Source organism: Pyrinomonadaceae bacterium, from assembly GCA_036277115.1.
Classification (GTDB): Bacteria; Acidobacteriota; Blastocatellia; order Pyrinomonadales; family Pyrinomonadaceae; genus UBA11740.
In genome coordinates this window covers 67,263-83,098 of record DASUNM010000015.1, presented here as the reverse complement: position 1 = coordinate 83,098, position 15,836 = coordinate 67,263, and the positions used below count along the sequence as shown (strand labels likewise).

General features: G+C 57.1%; 14 protein-coding genes. 12 read left to right on the top strand and 2 right to left on the bottom strand.

Going from position 1 to position 15,836, the window contains the following annotated elements; genetic code table 11:
- Positions 1-22: 22 nt before the first annotated feature.
- The 11 genes from VFX97_03330 (at position 23) to VFX97_03280 (ending at position 10,458) form a co-directional block, all read left to right on the top strand.
- Positions 23-1,915: a cbb3-type cytochrome c oxidase subunit I gene (locus VFX97_03330; protein HEX5702231.1), complete on the top strand. Its 1,893-nt coding sequence runs from the start codon at positions 23-25 to the stop codon at positions 1,913-1,915.
- The gene (locus VFX97_03325; GenBank protein ID HEX5702230.1) at positions 1,890-2,567 is read left to right on the top strand and encodes a cytochrome c oxidase subunit 3; all 678 of its coding nucleotides are present in this window, start codon (positions 1,890-1,892) and stop codon (positions 2,565-2,567) included. The genes VFX97_03330 and VFX97_03325 overlap by 26 nt, the downstream gene beginning before the upstream one ends.
- Positions 2,568-2,730: 163 nt before the next feature.
- On the top strand, positions 2,731-3,369 hold the full coding sequence (locus tag VFX97_03320; protein ID HEX5702229.1) for a cytochrome c oxidase subunit 3: 639 nt from the start codon (positions 2,731-2,733) through the stop codon (positions 3,367-3,369).
- A 169-nt stretch (positions 3,370-3,538) separates the two neighbouring features.
- Positions 3,539-3,898: a cytochrome C oxidase subunit IV family protein gene (locus tag VFX97_03315; protein ID HEX5702228.1), complete on the top strand. Its 360-nt coding sequence runs from the start codon at positions 3,539-3,541 to the stop codon at positions 3,896-3,898.
- Positions 3,899-4,033: 135 nt separating this feature from the next.
- Positions 4,034-4,255 (top strand): hypothetical protein, encoded by a 222-nt coding sequence (locus VFX97_03310; protein HEX5702227.1) that lies wholly within the window; start codon positions 4,034-4,036, stop codon positions 4,253-4,255.
- A 30-nt stretch (positions 4,256-4,285) separates the two neighbouring features.
- Positions 4,286-4,504, top strand: a complete 219-nt coding sequence (locus VFX97_03305) for a hypothetical protein (protein ID HEX5702226.1) — start codon at positions 4,286-4,288, stop codon at positions 4,502-4,504.
- 245 nt (positions 4,505-4,749) lie between these two features.
- Positions 4,750-5,136 carry a hypothetical protein gene (locus VFX97_03300; protein HEX5702225.1) on the top strand — a complete coding sequence of 129 codons (387 nt, stop codon included), beginning with the start codon at positions 4,750-4,752 and terminating at the stop codon, positions 5,134-5,136.
- Positions 5,137-5,347: 211 nt separating this feature from the next.
- Positions 5,348-5,827, top strand: coding sequence for a DUF420 domain-containing protein (locus VFX97_03295; protein ID HEX5702224.1), 480 nt, complete (start codon positions 5,348-5,350; stop codon positions 5,825-5,827).
- Positions 5,828-6,040: 213 nt separating this feature from the next.
- Positions 6,041-6,652 (top strand): isoprenylcysteine carboxylmethyltransferase family protein, encoded by a 612-nt coding sequence (locus VFX97_03290; GenBank protein ID HEX5702223.1) that lies wholly within the window; start codon positions 6,041-6,043, stop codon positions 6,650-6,652.
- 289 nt (positions 6,653-6,941) lie between these two features.
- Positions 6,942-7,907 carry a HEAT repeat domain-containing protein gene (locus tag VFX97_03285; GenBank protein HEX5702222.1) on the top strand — a complete coding sequence of 322 codons (966 nt, stop codon included), beginning with the start codon at positions 6,942-6,944 and terminating at the stop codon, positions 7,905-7,907.
- A 184-nt stretch (positions 7,908-8,091) separates the two neighbouring features.
- A complete protein-coding gene (locus tag VFX97_03280; protein ID HEX5702221.1) occupies positions 8,092-10,458 on the top strand; it encodes a hypothetical protein in 2,367 nt (788 codons plus the stop codon).
- A 206-nt stretch (positions 10,459-10,664) separates the two neighbouring features.
- Here VFX97_03280 and VFX97_03275 read toward each other — a convergent pair whose 3' ends face one another.
- Together VFX97_03275 and VFX97_03270 are read right to left on the bottom strand one after the other, a co-directional pair.
- Positions 10,665-11,105, bottom strand: coding sequence for a hypothetical protein (locus tag VFX97_03275; protein HEX5702220.1), 441 nt, complete (start codon positions 11,103-11,105; stop codon positions 10,665-10,667).
- Positions 11,106-11,457: 352 nt separating this feature from the next.
- On the bottom strand, positions 11,458-13,251 hold the full coding sequence (locus tag VFX97_03270; protein ID HEX5702219.1) for an electron transfer flavoprotein-ubiquinone oxidoreductase: 1,794 nt from the start codon (positions 13,249-13,251) through the stop codon (positions 11,458-11,460).
- A 282-nt stretch (positions 13,252-13,533) separates the two neighbouring features.
- Here VFX97_03270 and VFX97_03265 point away from each other — a divergent pair, with 282 nt between their 5' ends.
- Positions 13,534-15,810: a hypothetical protein gene (locus VFX97_03265; protein ID HEX5702218.1), complete on the top strand. Its 2,277-nt coding sequence runs from the start codon at positions 13,534-13,536 to the stop codon at positions 15,808-15,810.
- Positions 15,811-15,836: the final 26 nt, after the last annotated feature.

Here is a 15,836-nt window from a genome sequence, read left to right as displayed (position 1 = left end):
GGCCCCGTAGAGGAGAACCGAGATGGCAGAAGCAGCTCATGCAGAAGTCCACAGGCACCCGGCGCCGACTGGCTTCATTCGCAAGTACATCTTCAGTATCGATCACAAAGTCATCGGGATTCAGTACATCCTGCTTGCGTTGGCCGCCGTAATCGTCGGCATGCTGATGTCCGTGCTGATGCGCGTGAAACTGACGTGGCCGGGAACCAGCGTTTCGATTCTCGAGACGCTGTTTCCGCAGGGCGCGCCGGGCGGCATCATGTCGGCCGAGTTTTACCTCAGCCTGGTCACTATGCACGGCACCATAATGGTGTTCTTCGTTTTGACGACGGCGCCCCAGGGCGGCTTCGGCAATTACTTTTTGCCCATTCAAATCGGCGCCGACGACATGGCGTTTCCCACGTTGAACATGCTGTCGTTCTGGGTGACGTTTGTCGGCTTCATCGTAATTCTCCTTGCGATTCTGGCGGAAGGTAACGCGACCGTCGGCGCGTGGTTTACCGGACTGGGCGCGTCCTGGTCGGCAGGAAGCGGTACTGTCGGGCCGATAGGAGGCTGGACAGGTTACGCGCCGTTAAGCGCGCTGGGCAAAGCAGCCGGGCCGGGGCAGGGAGCCGGAGTCAATCTCTGGATTATCAGCATCGCGATCTTCTGTGTGGGTTCGCTGCTTGGGGCCCTGAACTTCATCACCACGTTGATCAACATGCGCACGCGCGGCATGTCCCTGATGCGAATGCCGCTCACGTGTTGGGCGTGGTTCACGACCGCCGTGCTGGCGTTGCTCTCGTTTCCCGTGCTGCTTGGCGGCGGCATTCTGCTGCTGTTGGATCGTATGGCGGGCACGAGCTTTTTCATTCCCGGCGGTTTGTACGTGAGCGGTGCGCCCGTCCCGCTGCACAGTGGCGGGTCACCGCTTCTTTGGCAACACTTGTTCTGGTTCTTCGGCCATCCCGAGGTTTACATCGCGATTCTGCCGGGCATGGGTGCAACGTCGCACATCCTTTCGACGTTTGCGCGTAAACCAATTTTCGGTTATCGCGCGATGGTGTTCGCCATTTTTGCGATCGGCATGCTCGGCTTCTTCGTCTGGGGCCATCACATGTTCATAAGCGGCATGAGTCCTTACTCAGCCGTGGCCTTCTCAGTCCTGACATTGTCGATTGGCGTGCCATCAGCCATTAAGACGTTCAATTGGATCGGTACGTTGTGGGGCGCGAGGATCCGTTTCACCACGCCGATGCTGTTTGCGATCGGATTCGTGTCGTTGTTCGTCGCCGGCGGCATCACCGGCCTGGTGCTGGGCCAGACGTCGCTCGACTTTTTCTTCCACGACACGTATTTCGTGACGGCGCACTTCCACCTCGTGATGGGGGTCGCGTCGATCTTCGGCATGTTCGCGGCGACCTACTTCTGGTTTCCGAAAATGTTCGGCCGGATGATGAGCGAAAGCATGGGCAAGTTTCACTTCTGGGTGACCTTTATCGGGGTGTACGCGATCTTCGTCCCGTTCCACGCGATGGGCATGTTGGGCATGCCACGGCGCTATTCGCAGTTCGACGAATACACCTTCCTGAATAACTCGGGCGGGCTGGTGAAGTTTGTTACGGTCGCAGCGCTGATCACGGTGACGGTCCAGCTTTTGTTCTACTTCAATTTCTTCTGGAGCATGTTCAAGGGCAAGAAGGTGACGAGCGACAACCCTTGGGAGGCGACGACGCTGGAATGGGATATCCCTTCACCGCCGCCGCATGACAACTTCGCGGGCATTGCGCCCACGGTGTATCGCGGACCATACGAGTTTTCGGTGCCTGACGCGCCGAAAGATTATGTGATGCAGAGTGAGCCGGATGCCGGCGAGATTCATCCAGGTTTGGGAGAAAGAAGCGGTAATGGCGGCAACGGTCACAAACACTAGTCCGGTTGTCGATGTTGGCGTCGGCGGCGGACCGAAGTCGAAGGGCGGCAATGGCTTTCGCAAGAACGGCGGCGGCCACGATGGCACCGACTTTCGGTTTTCGCCGGCGCGTTATCGCGTCGGGATTTGGGTGGCGATTGCCAGCATCGTGATGCTGTTTACCGGGCTCGCCAGCGCTTACATTGTGCGCTCGGCTTCGGCAGACGATTGGGTGCGCATCGCGATGCCGAAGATGCTCTGGCTAAGCACCTCGGCGATTTTGATCAGCAGCGTCACGATCGAAATCTCGCGACGGTCTTTGAAACGAAAAGGCGAAGCGCAGTACGGGATGTGGCTCACCATTACGGCCGCGCTGGGCGTCGTTTTCGTGGCGTCACAATTCTTTGCCTGGCGGCAACTGGCTCGACAAGGTGTCTTCGTGGCCAGCAATCCGCACAGCGCGTTCTTCTATTTGTTCACCGGCGCGCACGCTATTCACGTGCTTGGTGGTCTGTGCGCCCTGGCTTATCTGTTGCTGCGCACGCGAAAGAAACGCGACTCGGTTGAAGGTGAACTCAAGCGTGTGGGCGTAGTTGATGCAGCGACGACCTATTGGCATTTTCTCGACGGACTTTGGATTTGCTTGTTCTTGCTTTTGTTCTTTTGGAAGTGAGTCGCCATCTCCCTCTGGGAGAGGGTAGGGGTGAGGGACGAAGTTAGCGCGCGACAAGTCCCTCTAAGTTTCCGTAGTCCAGCGCTTCAGCGCTGGGAAAGTGAATTTCCTGTTTTGATTCGCCCGCTTTAGCGGGCAACGACACCCACTTCGGAGGTAACTCGTGGCAACTGAAGCAGAAGCTCTGACAAACGATTGGGGCGGCGGAGTTCACCCTTATCGCGTCGGCCATCGCAAGCTCGGCATGTGGCTCTTCATCATGTCCGACTCGCTAACTTTTTCGGCCTTGTTGATGGGTTACGCATACCTGCGCGCTTCGAACGTCTGGCCGACGCCGTTCAAGTTTTATCCGAGCATAGTCTTTTCATCAATCATGACCCTGGTGCTGCTATCGTCCAGCTTGACGATGGTGTTCGCGGTGTCGGCGTCGGCCAAACGACAGCTGTCGGCCGCGCGCAAATGGATCATCGCCACGGCTGTCCTCGGCGCGACGTTTATCGTCCTGCACGCGATCGAGTGGAAGCACCTGATTGATGAAGGTCTGACGCCGTTTGCGCTCCCGCACGAATGGGCTGAGAAGTGGCCGGGCGCGTCGCCTCTGTTCGGCGCTACGTTTTTCGGCATCACCGGCATGCACATGTTCCACGTCTTTACCGGATGCATTTATCTGCTGGTGGTGGCGGCGCGGGTTAAGAAAGCCAGTCACGAAGACGTTGAGATCAGCGGCCTGTATTGGCACTTTGTCGATCTGGTCTGGATGTTCGTCTTCCCGCTGATCTATTTGCTTTCGATTCAAGCATAGCGGCTGTTAGCCCTCCCCTTTGGGAGAGGGTTGGGTGAGGGACGAAGTTAGAGCAACTCGTTGATTTTTCAGTAGCCCAGCGCTTTAGCGCTGGGAAGTTTGAAAGAAGATTTTCGGAGCCCGCTTTAGCGGGCGACAGGGCAACAGGCTGGAAACCGGAGAATCAAACATGAGCGCACACGCAGAATCGCACGACGAACACTTTGCCGGTTCAAACAAGCTCTTCATCTCAGTTTGGATTGGCTTGCTAATCTTGACGGGCATCGAGGTGTTGTTCGGCTATATCAACTTGCCCCTTGTTTACATGCTCGTGATTCTGCTGGGCGCTTCGATCATCAAGGCCGCTCTGATCGTCGCCTATTTCATGCACCTGCGTTTCGAGCGTTTGCCGCTTGTGCTGACCATCGTGCCGGCCGTCGTCATTTGTATTTGTCTGCTGCTGGTGTTTTTCCCTGACAGCTTCCGCTCGCGCGACCTGCGGGCCACGCCGCCAGCAACCGCGCCGCCGGCCGGACAGCCGAGTCATTAGCGTCAGTGGGCAGTGAGCAGTGAGCGGTGCGCAGTGAGCAGATGGGGGGCAGTAGCCCGAACCGTAACGAGGGCACGGCGATTTTTCCGTAGCCCAGCCTTTTGAGGCTGGGTAAGCGGGCTTGAAGAACTGAGAATGGCTTTACGCGTAATTCGCATGATGATCGTCGGCGCGATTGTCGCCCTGTGCGCTCTCGCAATGTCCGACTCTGCACTCGCGCAGTGCGCCATGTGCCGCGCGTCCGTCAGCCAGGCGTTCGCCAGGAACCTTAACCTGGCGATTCTGGTTCTGTTTGTACCGCCGGTGACGATGTTTGCGGCAATTTTCTATATCGCGTTTCGCAATCGAAAGGGATAATGTTGGGCGTGAGCATCTTGCCCGCATGTTATGCCTGAAGACGTAGCCGACCTCTTGCAGATTGATATTGAGCGCCGCACGACGCGCGGACGTGTCTGCCCGCAATGCGGAGGCAAGATCGTTCCGTCACAAAGGGCGGTCTATGAAAACAAGACTGATCCAAACCTGGTGTTTCCGGTATGGCAGTGCGAACGTTGCGGTTATGAAGAGCTTTCGGAAAAACCGTTGAAGCCGGCAAAGAAACACTAGCCCAAAGGCAGTACAGAACGACTTTGTCGGCAGCAGAGTTTTAAAGTAGCCCAGCGCTTTAGCGCTGGGTTAGATGGACAAAAGATTGCCGAGCCCGCTTTAGCGGGCGACAGAAAAATTCTCCTTACCCGTTCCGATGCATCGGCGCTAGCGGGTAAGGTAAGATTATCCAGCGCGCTTCAGCGAGCGACAGGGGAACCCAATAGGACGATAATCAATTGACTGCAACCGCCCAACGATTTTCCATGAAGAACGAACAAAGGCTGCTAACTCTGATTTGTTTCATTGCGGCGCTCGGCCTGTTCGCGTTCGTCGCCTACAACTTCATCGCGGCCGGCTCGGTCATCAGCACTGACGGTCTTTTCTTTACCGTTGTTCCCATTGTGATCGCGCTCGGGTTTTTGGCCGTGCCTGCTCAGGAGTTCCTGACGCGACGACTTGAACAGAGGCGCATCGCTCGGGGCGAGGAAGTGAAGCCCAGCCCTGCCGCCGCGAAACAAGCGGCGCGAGCGGCCGGCACAGTACCCGCTGCTCTAAAGTTGCCGCCTGCTCTGAAGGACGTGCGCGGCCGCGCCATGCCGCCCGACGTGAACCGGATGGTCGCCGAAATGAACCGGGGGACACAGCAGTGAGCCGTGGGCAGTGCGCGGTGAGCAGTATTCACGCTGAAGGCGTGCTAGAAGGTAGCCAGGGGTAAAGCGAGTGTAGCGAGCGACACCCCTGGATCGGGTTCAAAAAACAGGCGTCCGTCCTGAAGGGGCGGACAGAGGAAGTTAAACTCCAACTCCACCCTATCGCCATTTCAACTGCTCTAACACCTGACCTCTGATCTCTGATTTCGTCATGCTGCTCACAGCCCACTGCTCACTGCTCACTGCTTTGGGCCTGCTCGCTGCCGACTGGGTTTCTGCTCTCCCGCACTTCAACGCCGCTCTTAACTTCACCAGCTTCGTATTACTGATGGCCGGCTACTTCTTTATTCGCCGCAAAAGCATCATTGCCCATCGCAACTGCCAAATCGCGGCGGTGTCTGTTTCCGTTCTGTTCTTAATTTCGTACGTGACGTATCACTCGCAGCACGGATCGACACCTTTTCCGGGGCAGGGAATTGCGCGGCCAATCTACTTTACGATTCTGATCACGCACGCAATCCTGGCGGCGGTCATCGTGCCGTTCGTGATTGTCACCGTCCTGCGCGCTAAGCGCGGAGATTTCCTGCGCCACCGGGCCATCGCGCGCTGGACCCTCCCGATGTGGCTGTATGTTTCGATCACCGGCGTGGTGGTTTACGCGATGCTGTATCACCTCTACCCATCGGGCTGATTTAGCAGCGCACGTATTTGGAGTGCGGTACGCAGGCATCTGCCTGCATTTGGAGTGCGCCGGCAGAGCGTCGCGACGACGGCGCTTTGGATTCTCGCCATCCCCAACCATAATCGCGCCAGATGAGAGCGAATTAACGCCGATCAGGTCATCGGATTACTGCTCTGATTTTTATTCCGCGTAAATCTGCTTTCATCCGCGGCCACTCTTAACATGTCCTTCTTCGACTATTTCCAAATCGCCATCATCGTGATTTTTATCGCGATTGTTGTCACCAAGGCCGTGTACCTGCGCATAAGTCGAAACATCACCGCGATTGTGGCCGGTCGCGACAGTCGCGGGCTCGCGCGGGTGTTTGAAATAGCCGCCTTCGCCGGCTTGGTCTTTTGGATGGTTGAGATCGTTTTATACGCACTGCATTCCCACGCGCGCGTTCTACCTGCAGTCTTGCACGATCAATTTTTTGAATCGTTCGCGCTGAGGGTGGCCGGAGTGATCCTGATAAGCGGCGGGTTGGTAGTCTTCATTCTCGCTTTCTTCAACTTCGGCGACTCGTGGCGCGTCGGCGTTGACTACGAGACGCCCGGAGCCCTCGTGACGCGGGGCATTTTCTCGCTTACGCGGAATCCGATCTACGTCTTTATCAACGCCTGGTTCATCGGCACATTTCTGATTAATGGCACGTGGATATTCCTGGTTCTTGCGGTGCTGGCTATCGCCGCGCAGCACTGGCAAATTCTGCGCGAGGAAGAATTCCTGAAGAAGAGCTACGGCGAAGCGTACGAGCGTTATCGAAACAAAGTGCCGCGGTATCTCATCTGGTGATTTGGAGTGCGCCGGCCTCGACGGCGCTTTGGATTTCATCACGCCGAAGGCGTGAGAGAAGGTAGCCAGGGGTAAGCGAGCGCAGCGAGCGACACCCCTGGATCGCGATAGATAGAAGTTCCTCGCCCTGAAGGGGCGAGATGAAAAATTGATTCCCAGAATTACCTGACTCGCGCGTACTAGAACTGTCTACAAGTTCATCCTTTCTTTAATCTGTGTAATCTGCGTAATCTGTGGATGATTCGATTCTTCCTCTGTGGTTAAATGACGGGCCGTATTCAAATGACAAATGTCAGATGATTTCATACAAACCAACGGCCGCGATGCGCAAGTTGTCGTTGCCCCAAAGCCGCGTCGGCCGAGCAATATCTGGCTCATCATCGTCGCCTCGCTCTTCATCATCGTTCCATTTCTGTCGTGGTACTTCACCTGGTTCGGCCGTTCACTATCCGATGAAAAGATCGTCGAGTACCTTAACGACGAAAAGAAGCCGCGCAACATCCAGCACGCGCTTACCCAAATCGAATCGCGGATGGAGAAGAACGATCCGGCCGTCAAGAAGTTTTATCCACGCATTCTGGAGTTAGCGAAGAGCCCGACCGGCGAAGTCCGTAAGACAGTTGCGTGGGTCATGGGCCAGGACAACACTTCCGAAGATTTTCATCGCGCGCTGCTCGAGTTGTTGAAAGACGCCGAGCCGCTCGTGCGTCGCAACGCGGCCTTGCAGTTAGTGCGTTTCGGCGACGCTTCCGGCCGCCCCGAGCTGCGCGCCATGCTGCAACCTTTCGAAGCGAAGTCGCCCATCAACGGAACCATCGTGAGCATATTGCCAGTTGGTTCCGAACTACGCGCGGGCGCCCTTTTCGCCCGCATCCGCGTCGTCAGTTCGCCATCTTCACTCATCACTCATGACTCATCACCCATCACTGGTTCGGCATCTCCCAACACCCAACACCCGTCACCCGTCACCGTTCTTGGTGACGTCCAGGAATTCCGCGCCCCAGTCGACGGCGAAATAGCATCGCTTGCTGTGAAGGAAGGCGACGCCGTGACTGTTGGTCAAACAGTCGCCTCGCTGAAACCCGACAAAGCTTCCGTCAGCGCCGCACTCCGCGGCTTGGCTTACGTTGGCACAGCCGAGGATTTGCCCTCCATCGAATCTTTAGCCCAAACAGTAGGCGATGATGAAATTGCCAGCCAAGCATCTACCACCGCCAAAGCCATCCGCTCGCGCGTGAGTTCATCCCAGCAGTAAGATTACATCTGTCGTTTGGTCCGGCTAGGCGAGGGTCCGGTAGGTTTTCCGACTCAGTACCAGTTCATGTCTCGCTGCTGCGCGAAAAGCGCTTGCGTCCAGACCGTAGTTAGTAACCTTTTTCACGCTGAAGCATCTCTGGCAGCTTGACCTCCGCAATTAGTTTCACTTAACTAGTGCGCCTATGCGCACTCGTATCGCGGTTTTTCTGATCACTCTTTCGGGTTTGATTCTGGAAGTTGGGCTGACCCGGATTTATTCAGCCAGCATCTGGTATCACTTTGCCTTTGTTGCTATCTCAGTCGCTCTGCTTGGTTGGGGTCTCGGTGGGTTTACCGTTCATCTGCTGAAACAGCGGAAGCCTCTGTCGATCCACGCGGCAGCGTTGACGACGCTGCTGTATGCGGGCGCGATTCCGCTGTGTCTCTGGCTCCTTGTGCGATATCCGTTCGAGATGGATCGGCTGCCGCTGTATTTCCTCGCGCCGCTGCTGCCGTTCTTTCTCGCCGGCATGGCGCTGTCGATCGTTTTCGATATCCATCGTGCGGTCGCAGGGAGTCTGTATTTCTGGGACTTGATCGGCGCCGCGTTGGGCGCAGTATTGGTGACGGTTCTGCTGCATTTGTTTGGAGGGGAAGCGGCGCTATTGGTGGCAACGATTGCGCCGGCGATTGCGGCGGGTCTCTTAAGTCTGTCGCCCGCTTCGCGGGCTCAAACGGCAGAGGTCAGAAATCAGAAGTCAGAAGTCAGCACGAACGACGAACTAAGCGGGCAGGATGCCCGCGCTCCCAGCCTACTGCCACGAATCGTTCAGGTGGCGGCGGCGCTTGGCGTGGTGCTCGCAATCATCGCGGCAGTTTCAGCCGTGAAGTATGAAACGTTTCGCGTGAAGCCCGGCCGAACGAAGGCGATGCGCAATCAGATGGATGAGAATCCAAACGCGCGCATCGCGTACACCGGTTGGAATGCTTATTCGCGCATCGATGCTGTAGAAGGCGTCGCGCCCGGTCACGTAGCGCGGCTCTACATCGATTCGGACGCATGGACCAGCATCAACGAATGGGACGGCAAGCTGGAAAGCGCGAAGGGTCTCCGCGACTCTTACCGCGCCCTCCCGTTTCGACTCACACCAAACGCCGAAACACTGGTCATCGGTCCCGGTGGTGGCGCTGACGTCGTGTCGGCTTTGGCATCGGGCAGCCGCAAAGTCACCGCAGTCGAACTGAATCCGTTGATGCTGAAGTTTGTGCGCAGCTATGGCGCGCGCGCCGGCAATCTTTACGACCGGCCGGATGTGGAAACCATTCAGAGTGAAGGCCGCAACTTCATTTCGCGCACAGACAAGAAGTTCGACATCATCTTCATGGGGTTTGTCGATTCGTGGGCGTCGGTAGCGTCGGGCGGCTTGTCGCTTTCGGAGAATTATCTCTACACGGCTGAAGCGATGCGCGCCTTCTACGATCATCTTTCGGATAACGGAATCATGGTGGTGCTGCGTTGGGAGATGGACATCCCGCGGCTGACTTCCAATGCTGTGGCGACTTTAGGCGCCGACGAAGCGGCCAAGCGCGTGGTGGTGCTGATGGAGAAGCAGGCCGCGCCGAATGATTTTCCGCAGATGCTTTTCATGTTGCGCAAGCGGCCTTTTACCGAAGCAGAGTTGAAAGAGATCCGCGAGAACTGGACTCAAGCAAATGCCATAGTGGCGCCGGGCGGAATCGCGCCGCCAGGTCTCAAAGAAGTGCTGGCGGGCTCGAAGACTCTGGATCAGTACGACGCTGAGGCGCCGCGGTACGTTGGGCCGGTGTGGGATGACAGTCCATTTTATTTCGCGATCGATCGGCCGTGGCGGATGCCGGGAGCAATTGCTGAGCGCATTTTGAAATGGCTGCTGGCCCCGAGCGTGCTCCTGCTCGTGGTGTTTGCCGTGTTTGGGAGGCCGCGGCGCGAGAGGATAGAAGGGGAAGCAGGCCAGAAGCCTGCGTACCGTTACGTCGCCTCACTGGTTTATTTTGCGATGCTCGGTTTCGGATTCATTTCAGTTGAGCTAGCGCTGCTCCAAAATCTGACGCTGCTCGTAGGCCATCCGATTTACACGCTCTCAGTCTTGCTGTTCACCCTGTTGGCGTTTGGCGGCATTGGCGCAGCTCTGAGCCCGCGCTGGTCGATGTCGAAAGCGTGCGCAGCGGTGGCGATCATCGGAACGGTCGAGGCGCTGGCGTTACCGAAGCTGGTGCCCGCGCTTCTTTGGCTGCCGCTATGGGGAAGGATTGGAGTGGCGATCGCTCTGATGGCGCCGCTTGGATTAGCGATGGGCATGCCTTTCCCGCGCGGGTTAAAACACACGGGCGAAGGATCTCTGCCGGCGCCACCGTTCTACTGGGGACTGAACGGCATTATGTCGGTAATCGGATCGGTGACGACGGTGTTCGTGGCGCTAAATTGGGGATTCCAGGCAGCGATGCTGATGGGCAGTGCGTGTTATGTGCTGGCGGCGCTCGCGTCGATGAAGGCGTTTCCTAATCAGTTGGCAGTGAGCAGTGAGCGGTGAGCAGATAGGCCTTGAGTTCCGAGTTTCGGTTTCCAGTTAGGGCACGGAATCCAAACAGCGCCGTCAGGCGCGGAATGTTTATAGAATCACCGGAAAAAAACCACTACCTACGAAAAGAGGGAATCTCGATGAATCGAGATTCCCTCTTTTCAATTCAACCCCGGGCGACGTGGTCTATAAATATTTAGCCGCTTTGCGGCTGAAGACTATCGTGCTTCTGCCGGCGCTGTGACCTCGGATGACGCTGGCAATGCCGTCGTCGGTGGCGGTGGTGGTAAGTCCGGTAGACTAATTCCGTGCATTGACTCCCAATCGTCGGTCGGAATCATTTCAATCGCATCCCACGGACAGCCGTCAAGAAAAGCTCCATCCGGACCTTTGCTGGTGCACTTCTGACAACCGATGCAGAGATAGGGATCGACTTCGATGCGGCCGAAGGGCGGATGATCTTCATCCGTCACCCAGAACATGCAGGCTTCGATCGGACAGTACTCGATACAGGCAGGCGAGCCGGCGCAACCAGTGCAGCAGTCAGTCGTGATGGCGAGAATGCGCGGCCGCTTCTTGCGCTGGGCCTTCCCATCACCAACCGACATCGGCCATTCCTTTTCGACGACGTCGAAAGTTTGTTCCTCGAGGGCTGTCATGTTGCCCGAGAGATTAACATAGCGAGTTGGCGGCCTCAATCGGAAACTTCTGAAATCGTTTTCGGGGTTGAAGCAATCGATCCGCCTCGCTGTTCCGCCCCTTCAGGGCGGAGATCATTGTTTTATCGTAATCCAGGGGTGTCGCTCGCTTCGCTCGCTTACCCCTGGCTACCTTCTGTCACGCCTTCGGCGTGAATGGCACTTGTTAACGCAGCCATATTCTCTGCCGCCCGCTAAAGCGGGCTTTGATTCCTTAATTGATCGTTGACCCAGCCTTAAAAGGCTGGGCTACATTCAAATCGTCAGCTACGCGGACGCGTGCGACTGCTCACAGCTCACAGCTCACTGTTCTTTACATCCCCACGTAATCAGGCCCACCGCCGCCTTCTGGCGTCACCCAGTTGATGATCTGATACGGGTCCATGACGTCGCACGTCTTGCAATGGACGCAGTTCGAGAAGTTGATTTGGAGTTGGCGACGAGGTGACCCACCCGCTACCGCAGGTGGTACTGACCCGGGCCCGCCAGTTACCGCATGCGGTTCTGACTGCTGCCCGCCGGAGGCGTGCGTACCCACTTCAACCATCTCGTAAACCGCCGCGGGACAGAAACGTTGGCACGGGTTGCCGTATTCCTCGGTGCAGCGCGTGGCGCAGATGTTTGTGTCGAGCACGTGCAAGTGCGCCGGTTGATCCTCATCATGACCAACAGCGGCGTGGTACACGTCAGTCACTTTGTCGAAGGTCAGTTTCTTGTCAAAGCGAAGATCCTGGTAACGCGGCGCGGTCGATCCGTTTCCGTTGTAGCCGTACGCGGACAGCTTCTGCATCGCCTCGTGGCCGGGCTCCTGATGATCTCGATCAAGGATGCCCCAGGCGCGACCGCCGGTGATGTATTGCAGACCGGCGTTTGCCATTCCGAGCCAGCGGCCGTGACGAAACCCTGCATGAAAGTTCCGATAGCGGCGCAACTCGGACGCAATCCAGCTTTCCTTCACACGAGCTTCAAATGATTGCAGGGTTGCGGATGAATAGTCTTCCGCCACCAAAGCTTCAAAGATCGTTTGTGCCGCGAGCATCCCGCTCTTGATCGCCGAGTGAATACCTTTCAAGCGCGCCGCGTTCAGAAAGCCGGCGCTGTCTCCGACGATGAGCACGCCGTCGGAATACATTCGAGGCATCGCGTTCCAGCCGCCGGCGGCGATCGCTTTCGCCCCATAGCGGATCATCTTGCCGCCTTCGAGCAGCTTTGCGATGAACGGGTGCGTCTTGAACTTTTGGAATTCGGCGTGCGGGTCAATCAAAGGGTCGCGATAATCGAGTCCGGTCACGTAACCAATGTTCAGCACGCGGTTCTGCATCCCGTAAATCCAGCCGCCGCCATACGTCCATTGATCAGAAGGGAAGCCGAGCGTGTGCGTCACGCGCCCTGCGGGATAACGATCGTCGGGAAGCTCCCAGAGCTCTTTCACGCCAAGGCTGTAAACCTGTGGCTCGCGACCTTCATCCAGACCCAGCCTGCGAACCAACTTCTTAGTAAGCGATCCGCGCACGCCTTCACCCAGCACAGTGACTTTCGCGAGGAGGTCGACGCCTGGTTCGAAGTTCGGCTTCGGCTTGCCTTCTTTGTCGATGCCTTTGTCGCCGGTACGCACGCCGAGGACGCGATCGTTGTCATCGAACAGCAAGTCAGCGCCGGGAAACTCGGGGAAGATGTTGACTCCCGCTTCTTCGCATTTCTCGCCCAGCCACGCCGTTAAACGATTCAGCGAGACGATGAAATAGCCGTGATTGTTTAGTGGCGGTGGATTGATCGGCGAACGGATCGAGCGTTTCTCCGTAAGGTAAAGAAACTGATCTTCTTTGACAGGGGATTCGAGAGGCGCGCCCTGTGCGACGAAGTCAGGAATCAGCTCGGCAAGTCCTTTCGGATCCATGACCGCGCCGGAGAGAATGTGCGCTCCAACCGCCGCACCTTTCTCGATTACGCCGATTTGAACTTCGCCGAGCGTTTTTCCTTTGCTTGCGCCGCTTTCCACCGCGGCGTTGTGTTCTGCGATCAGGCGCGAAAGGTGTAAAGCGCCGCTCAAATTCGCCGGACCGGCGCCGACGAAGACCACGTCCATTTCTAAGCTTTCACGTACCATTAGTTAGTTGAGGGAGCAGGCTAAAAGCCTGCGCATCGAAGAAAATGAATGACCATTCAGTGGCGAGTATAACAGAGCCCAAGGGGAGTCTTCGAACTACCGGCGCCCTCGACAGTGTTTTCGCTTCGCGCTGCTTTTGCGGCTGGGCCTTGCGTGAAGCGATCGTCTAAGTCGAAAGGCGTCGCACGTTCAACCACCCGCTACCGCAGGTGGTTCTGACAGATTCGCGTGGTGTAGACTGAGCATGAATTCGGAAGTATCGGAAACGTAGGAGTCTTTTGAATGGTCCCCTTTGCCTGGAAGAGAAGTGTCGTTGTCCTGTTACTACTTTGTTTCTTCATGACGCTCGCGCCGCAACCGGCGCAAGCCTGCGGCCCATTTTTTACCGACGCAATTTTCGTCTTCCAAAAGCACCCTGACCATCCGCTGGAGAAGTTCGCGCGCGGAAACGTCGGCGTGCTACAGCCTACTTATGCGCGTTCATATCTCGTGGCCGCTTATCGAAACCTAATCGGCGAAACATTGAGTGACGCCGAAGTTAAGGGGCTTACGGGTCTGTGGGATGACCGGCTGAACAACTCGTGGGACGAGACTTCTGAAGATTGGTTAAAGAAGTGGAAAGACGCGCGCGCGAAGGTTCCCGGCGTGGGCGCACCACCGGACATCGACGTCTACCGGTATCGCGAGAAGCCGCAGGACTATGAGGCTTTTCTTAACTGTCAGGCGGATGCATTTCAAAACGCGGTGGCGACGCTCGACGAAAGAACCAAGTCCTGGGGCGCTGACAGCGCGGCCATGCGTGATTGGATAACGGCGCAGGACATCGTTTTCAAGAACTGCAAGATGGGTCAGGAAGTTCCGCCAGCGGCGTCTGAACAGAACGCCCTGCTTCGCGCCGATCGCGCTTACCAAATCGCTGCTGCGAATTTCTACGCGACAAAGTTTGATGATGCAGTAAAGAGTTTTGACGCTATCGCGGATGACGGTTCATCGCCCTGGCGTACGATCGCGCCGTATCTTGCCGCGCGCTCGCTCCTGCGAAAGGGAAGTTTGGCCGCCGAAGCGGAGCAGGGGAAGCCTGCGCTGGCCCAGGCTGAGAAGCGTCTGAAAACAATCGTTGATGACAGGAAGCTTGAAAAGTCTCATCACGCCGCGAATCGACTCCTTAATCTTACGCGGCTGCGTTTGCGTCCTGAGGAGACGGTTCGCAACCTGGCCCAAACGATTTCGAAGAAGGGCGCGGCCACTGATTTCAAGCAGAGTGTTTGGGATTACACGGTGCTCCTCGACAAGTGGATCCTCGACAACGAAGACGGTGTCGTGAAGAGCACGTCCGTGCCGGCGACGGTGCGAACGGACGAACTTACGGATTGGATCGTGACTTTTCAGGACGAGTCGGACGCGGCGACAACACATGCTAACGAGCAATGGGGGAAGAAACAGAATCTGCCATGGCTCGTGGCCGCGATTGCAAAAGCCGACGGACCATCGGCGAAAGCAAACGACTTGATTAGTGCGGCCGCACGCGTTGAATTCACCTCCCCAGCGGCTCCTACGCTCATCTTTAACCGGGCGCGGCTGCTGGCGGAGATGAATCGCGGGGACGAAGCTCGAACGCTTCTCGACGAGACGCTCGCCGGTGATCGAACGAAGTTAACGCGTTCGGGGGCCAACCTGCTTCTTAGTGAACGGATGATGCTGGCGCGGAACCTGAACGAATTTCTCCGCGCAGCTCAGCGTGAGGCGGCGGGCTTCAGCGACAATAGCGATGAACGTGAAAGGCCGATGGAGGAAAAGGAAGCGGCGGAGTATACGCGCGGCTCGAAAGTGTTTTTTGATGCCGACGCGGCCACGGTTTTCAATAAATTGATGCCGGTGGCGCTTTGGGCTGATGCCGCGCGCAGTGATCTACTGCCCGCGAATCTCCAACGAAATGTCGCTCAAGCGTCCTTTATGCGGGCCGCGTTGACGGATCGCGCAGCGGTCGCCAATCAGACAGCCACCACGATGGCGGCGGCATATCCGGAGGCGAAAGAGCTTTTGACGGCTTATCAACGAGCAACGACGCCCGATGCGCGGCGGTTTGCGGCGGCTTATCTTGCGCTCAAGTTTCCGGGCTTGCGGCCGTACGTTACGTTCGGTGTCGGCCGCGGAACGGACATCGCTGAGATGGATAGCTATCGCGACAATTGGTGGTGTGCCGAGCCGCCAACGAGTTTCGGCGGATATTTTTCTGAGGGCGGCGATGCCACGAAAAAGCAAATGCCCTCACCCGAGTTTCTGAAACCGTCGCGAGCGGCTGCAGAGAGAGAGGCCGCTTTAATCCAGTCGCTCGGGCCAGGCCCTAATTACCTGGCGCAGACGGCGGTCAACTGGGCCACGACGAACCCGACTGATCGAAGAGTGCCTGAGGCTTTGCACCTCGCCGTGAAATCGACGCGCTACGGTTGCACCGACAAAGAGACAGGTCGCTGGTCAAAGGCGGCTTTCGATCTGCTCCGTCGCAAATATCCGAATAGCACCTGGGCGAAACAGACACCGTATTGGTTCAAGGGATAAGTGGGTACGCATGCCTCTGGCATGCT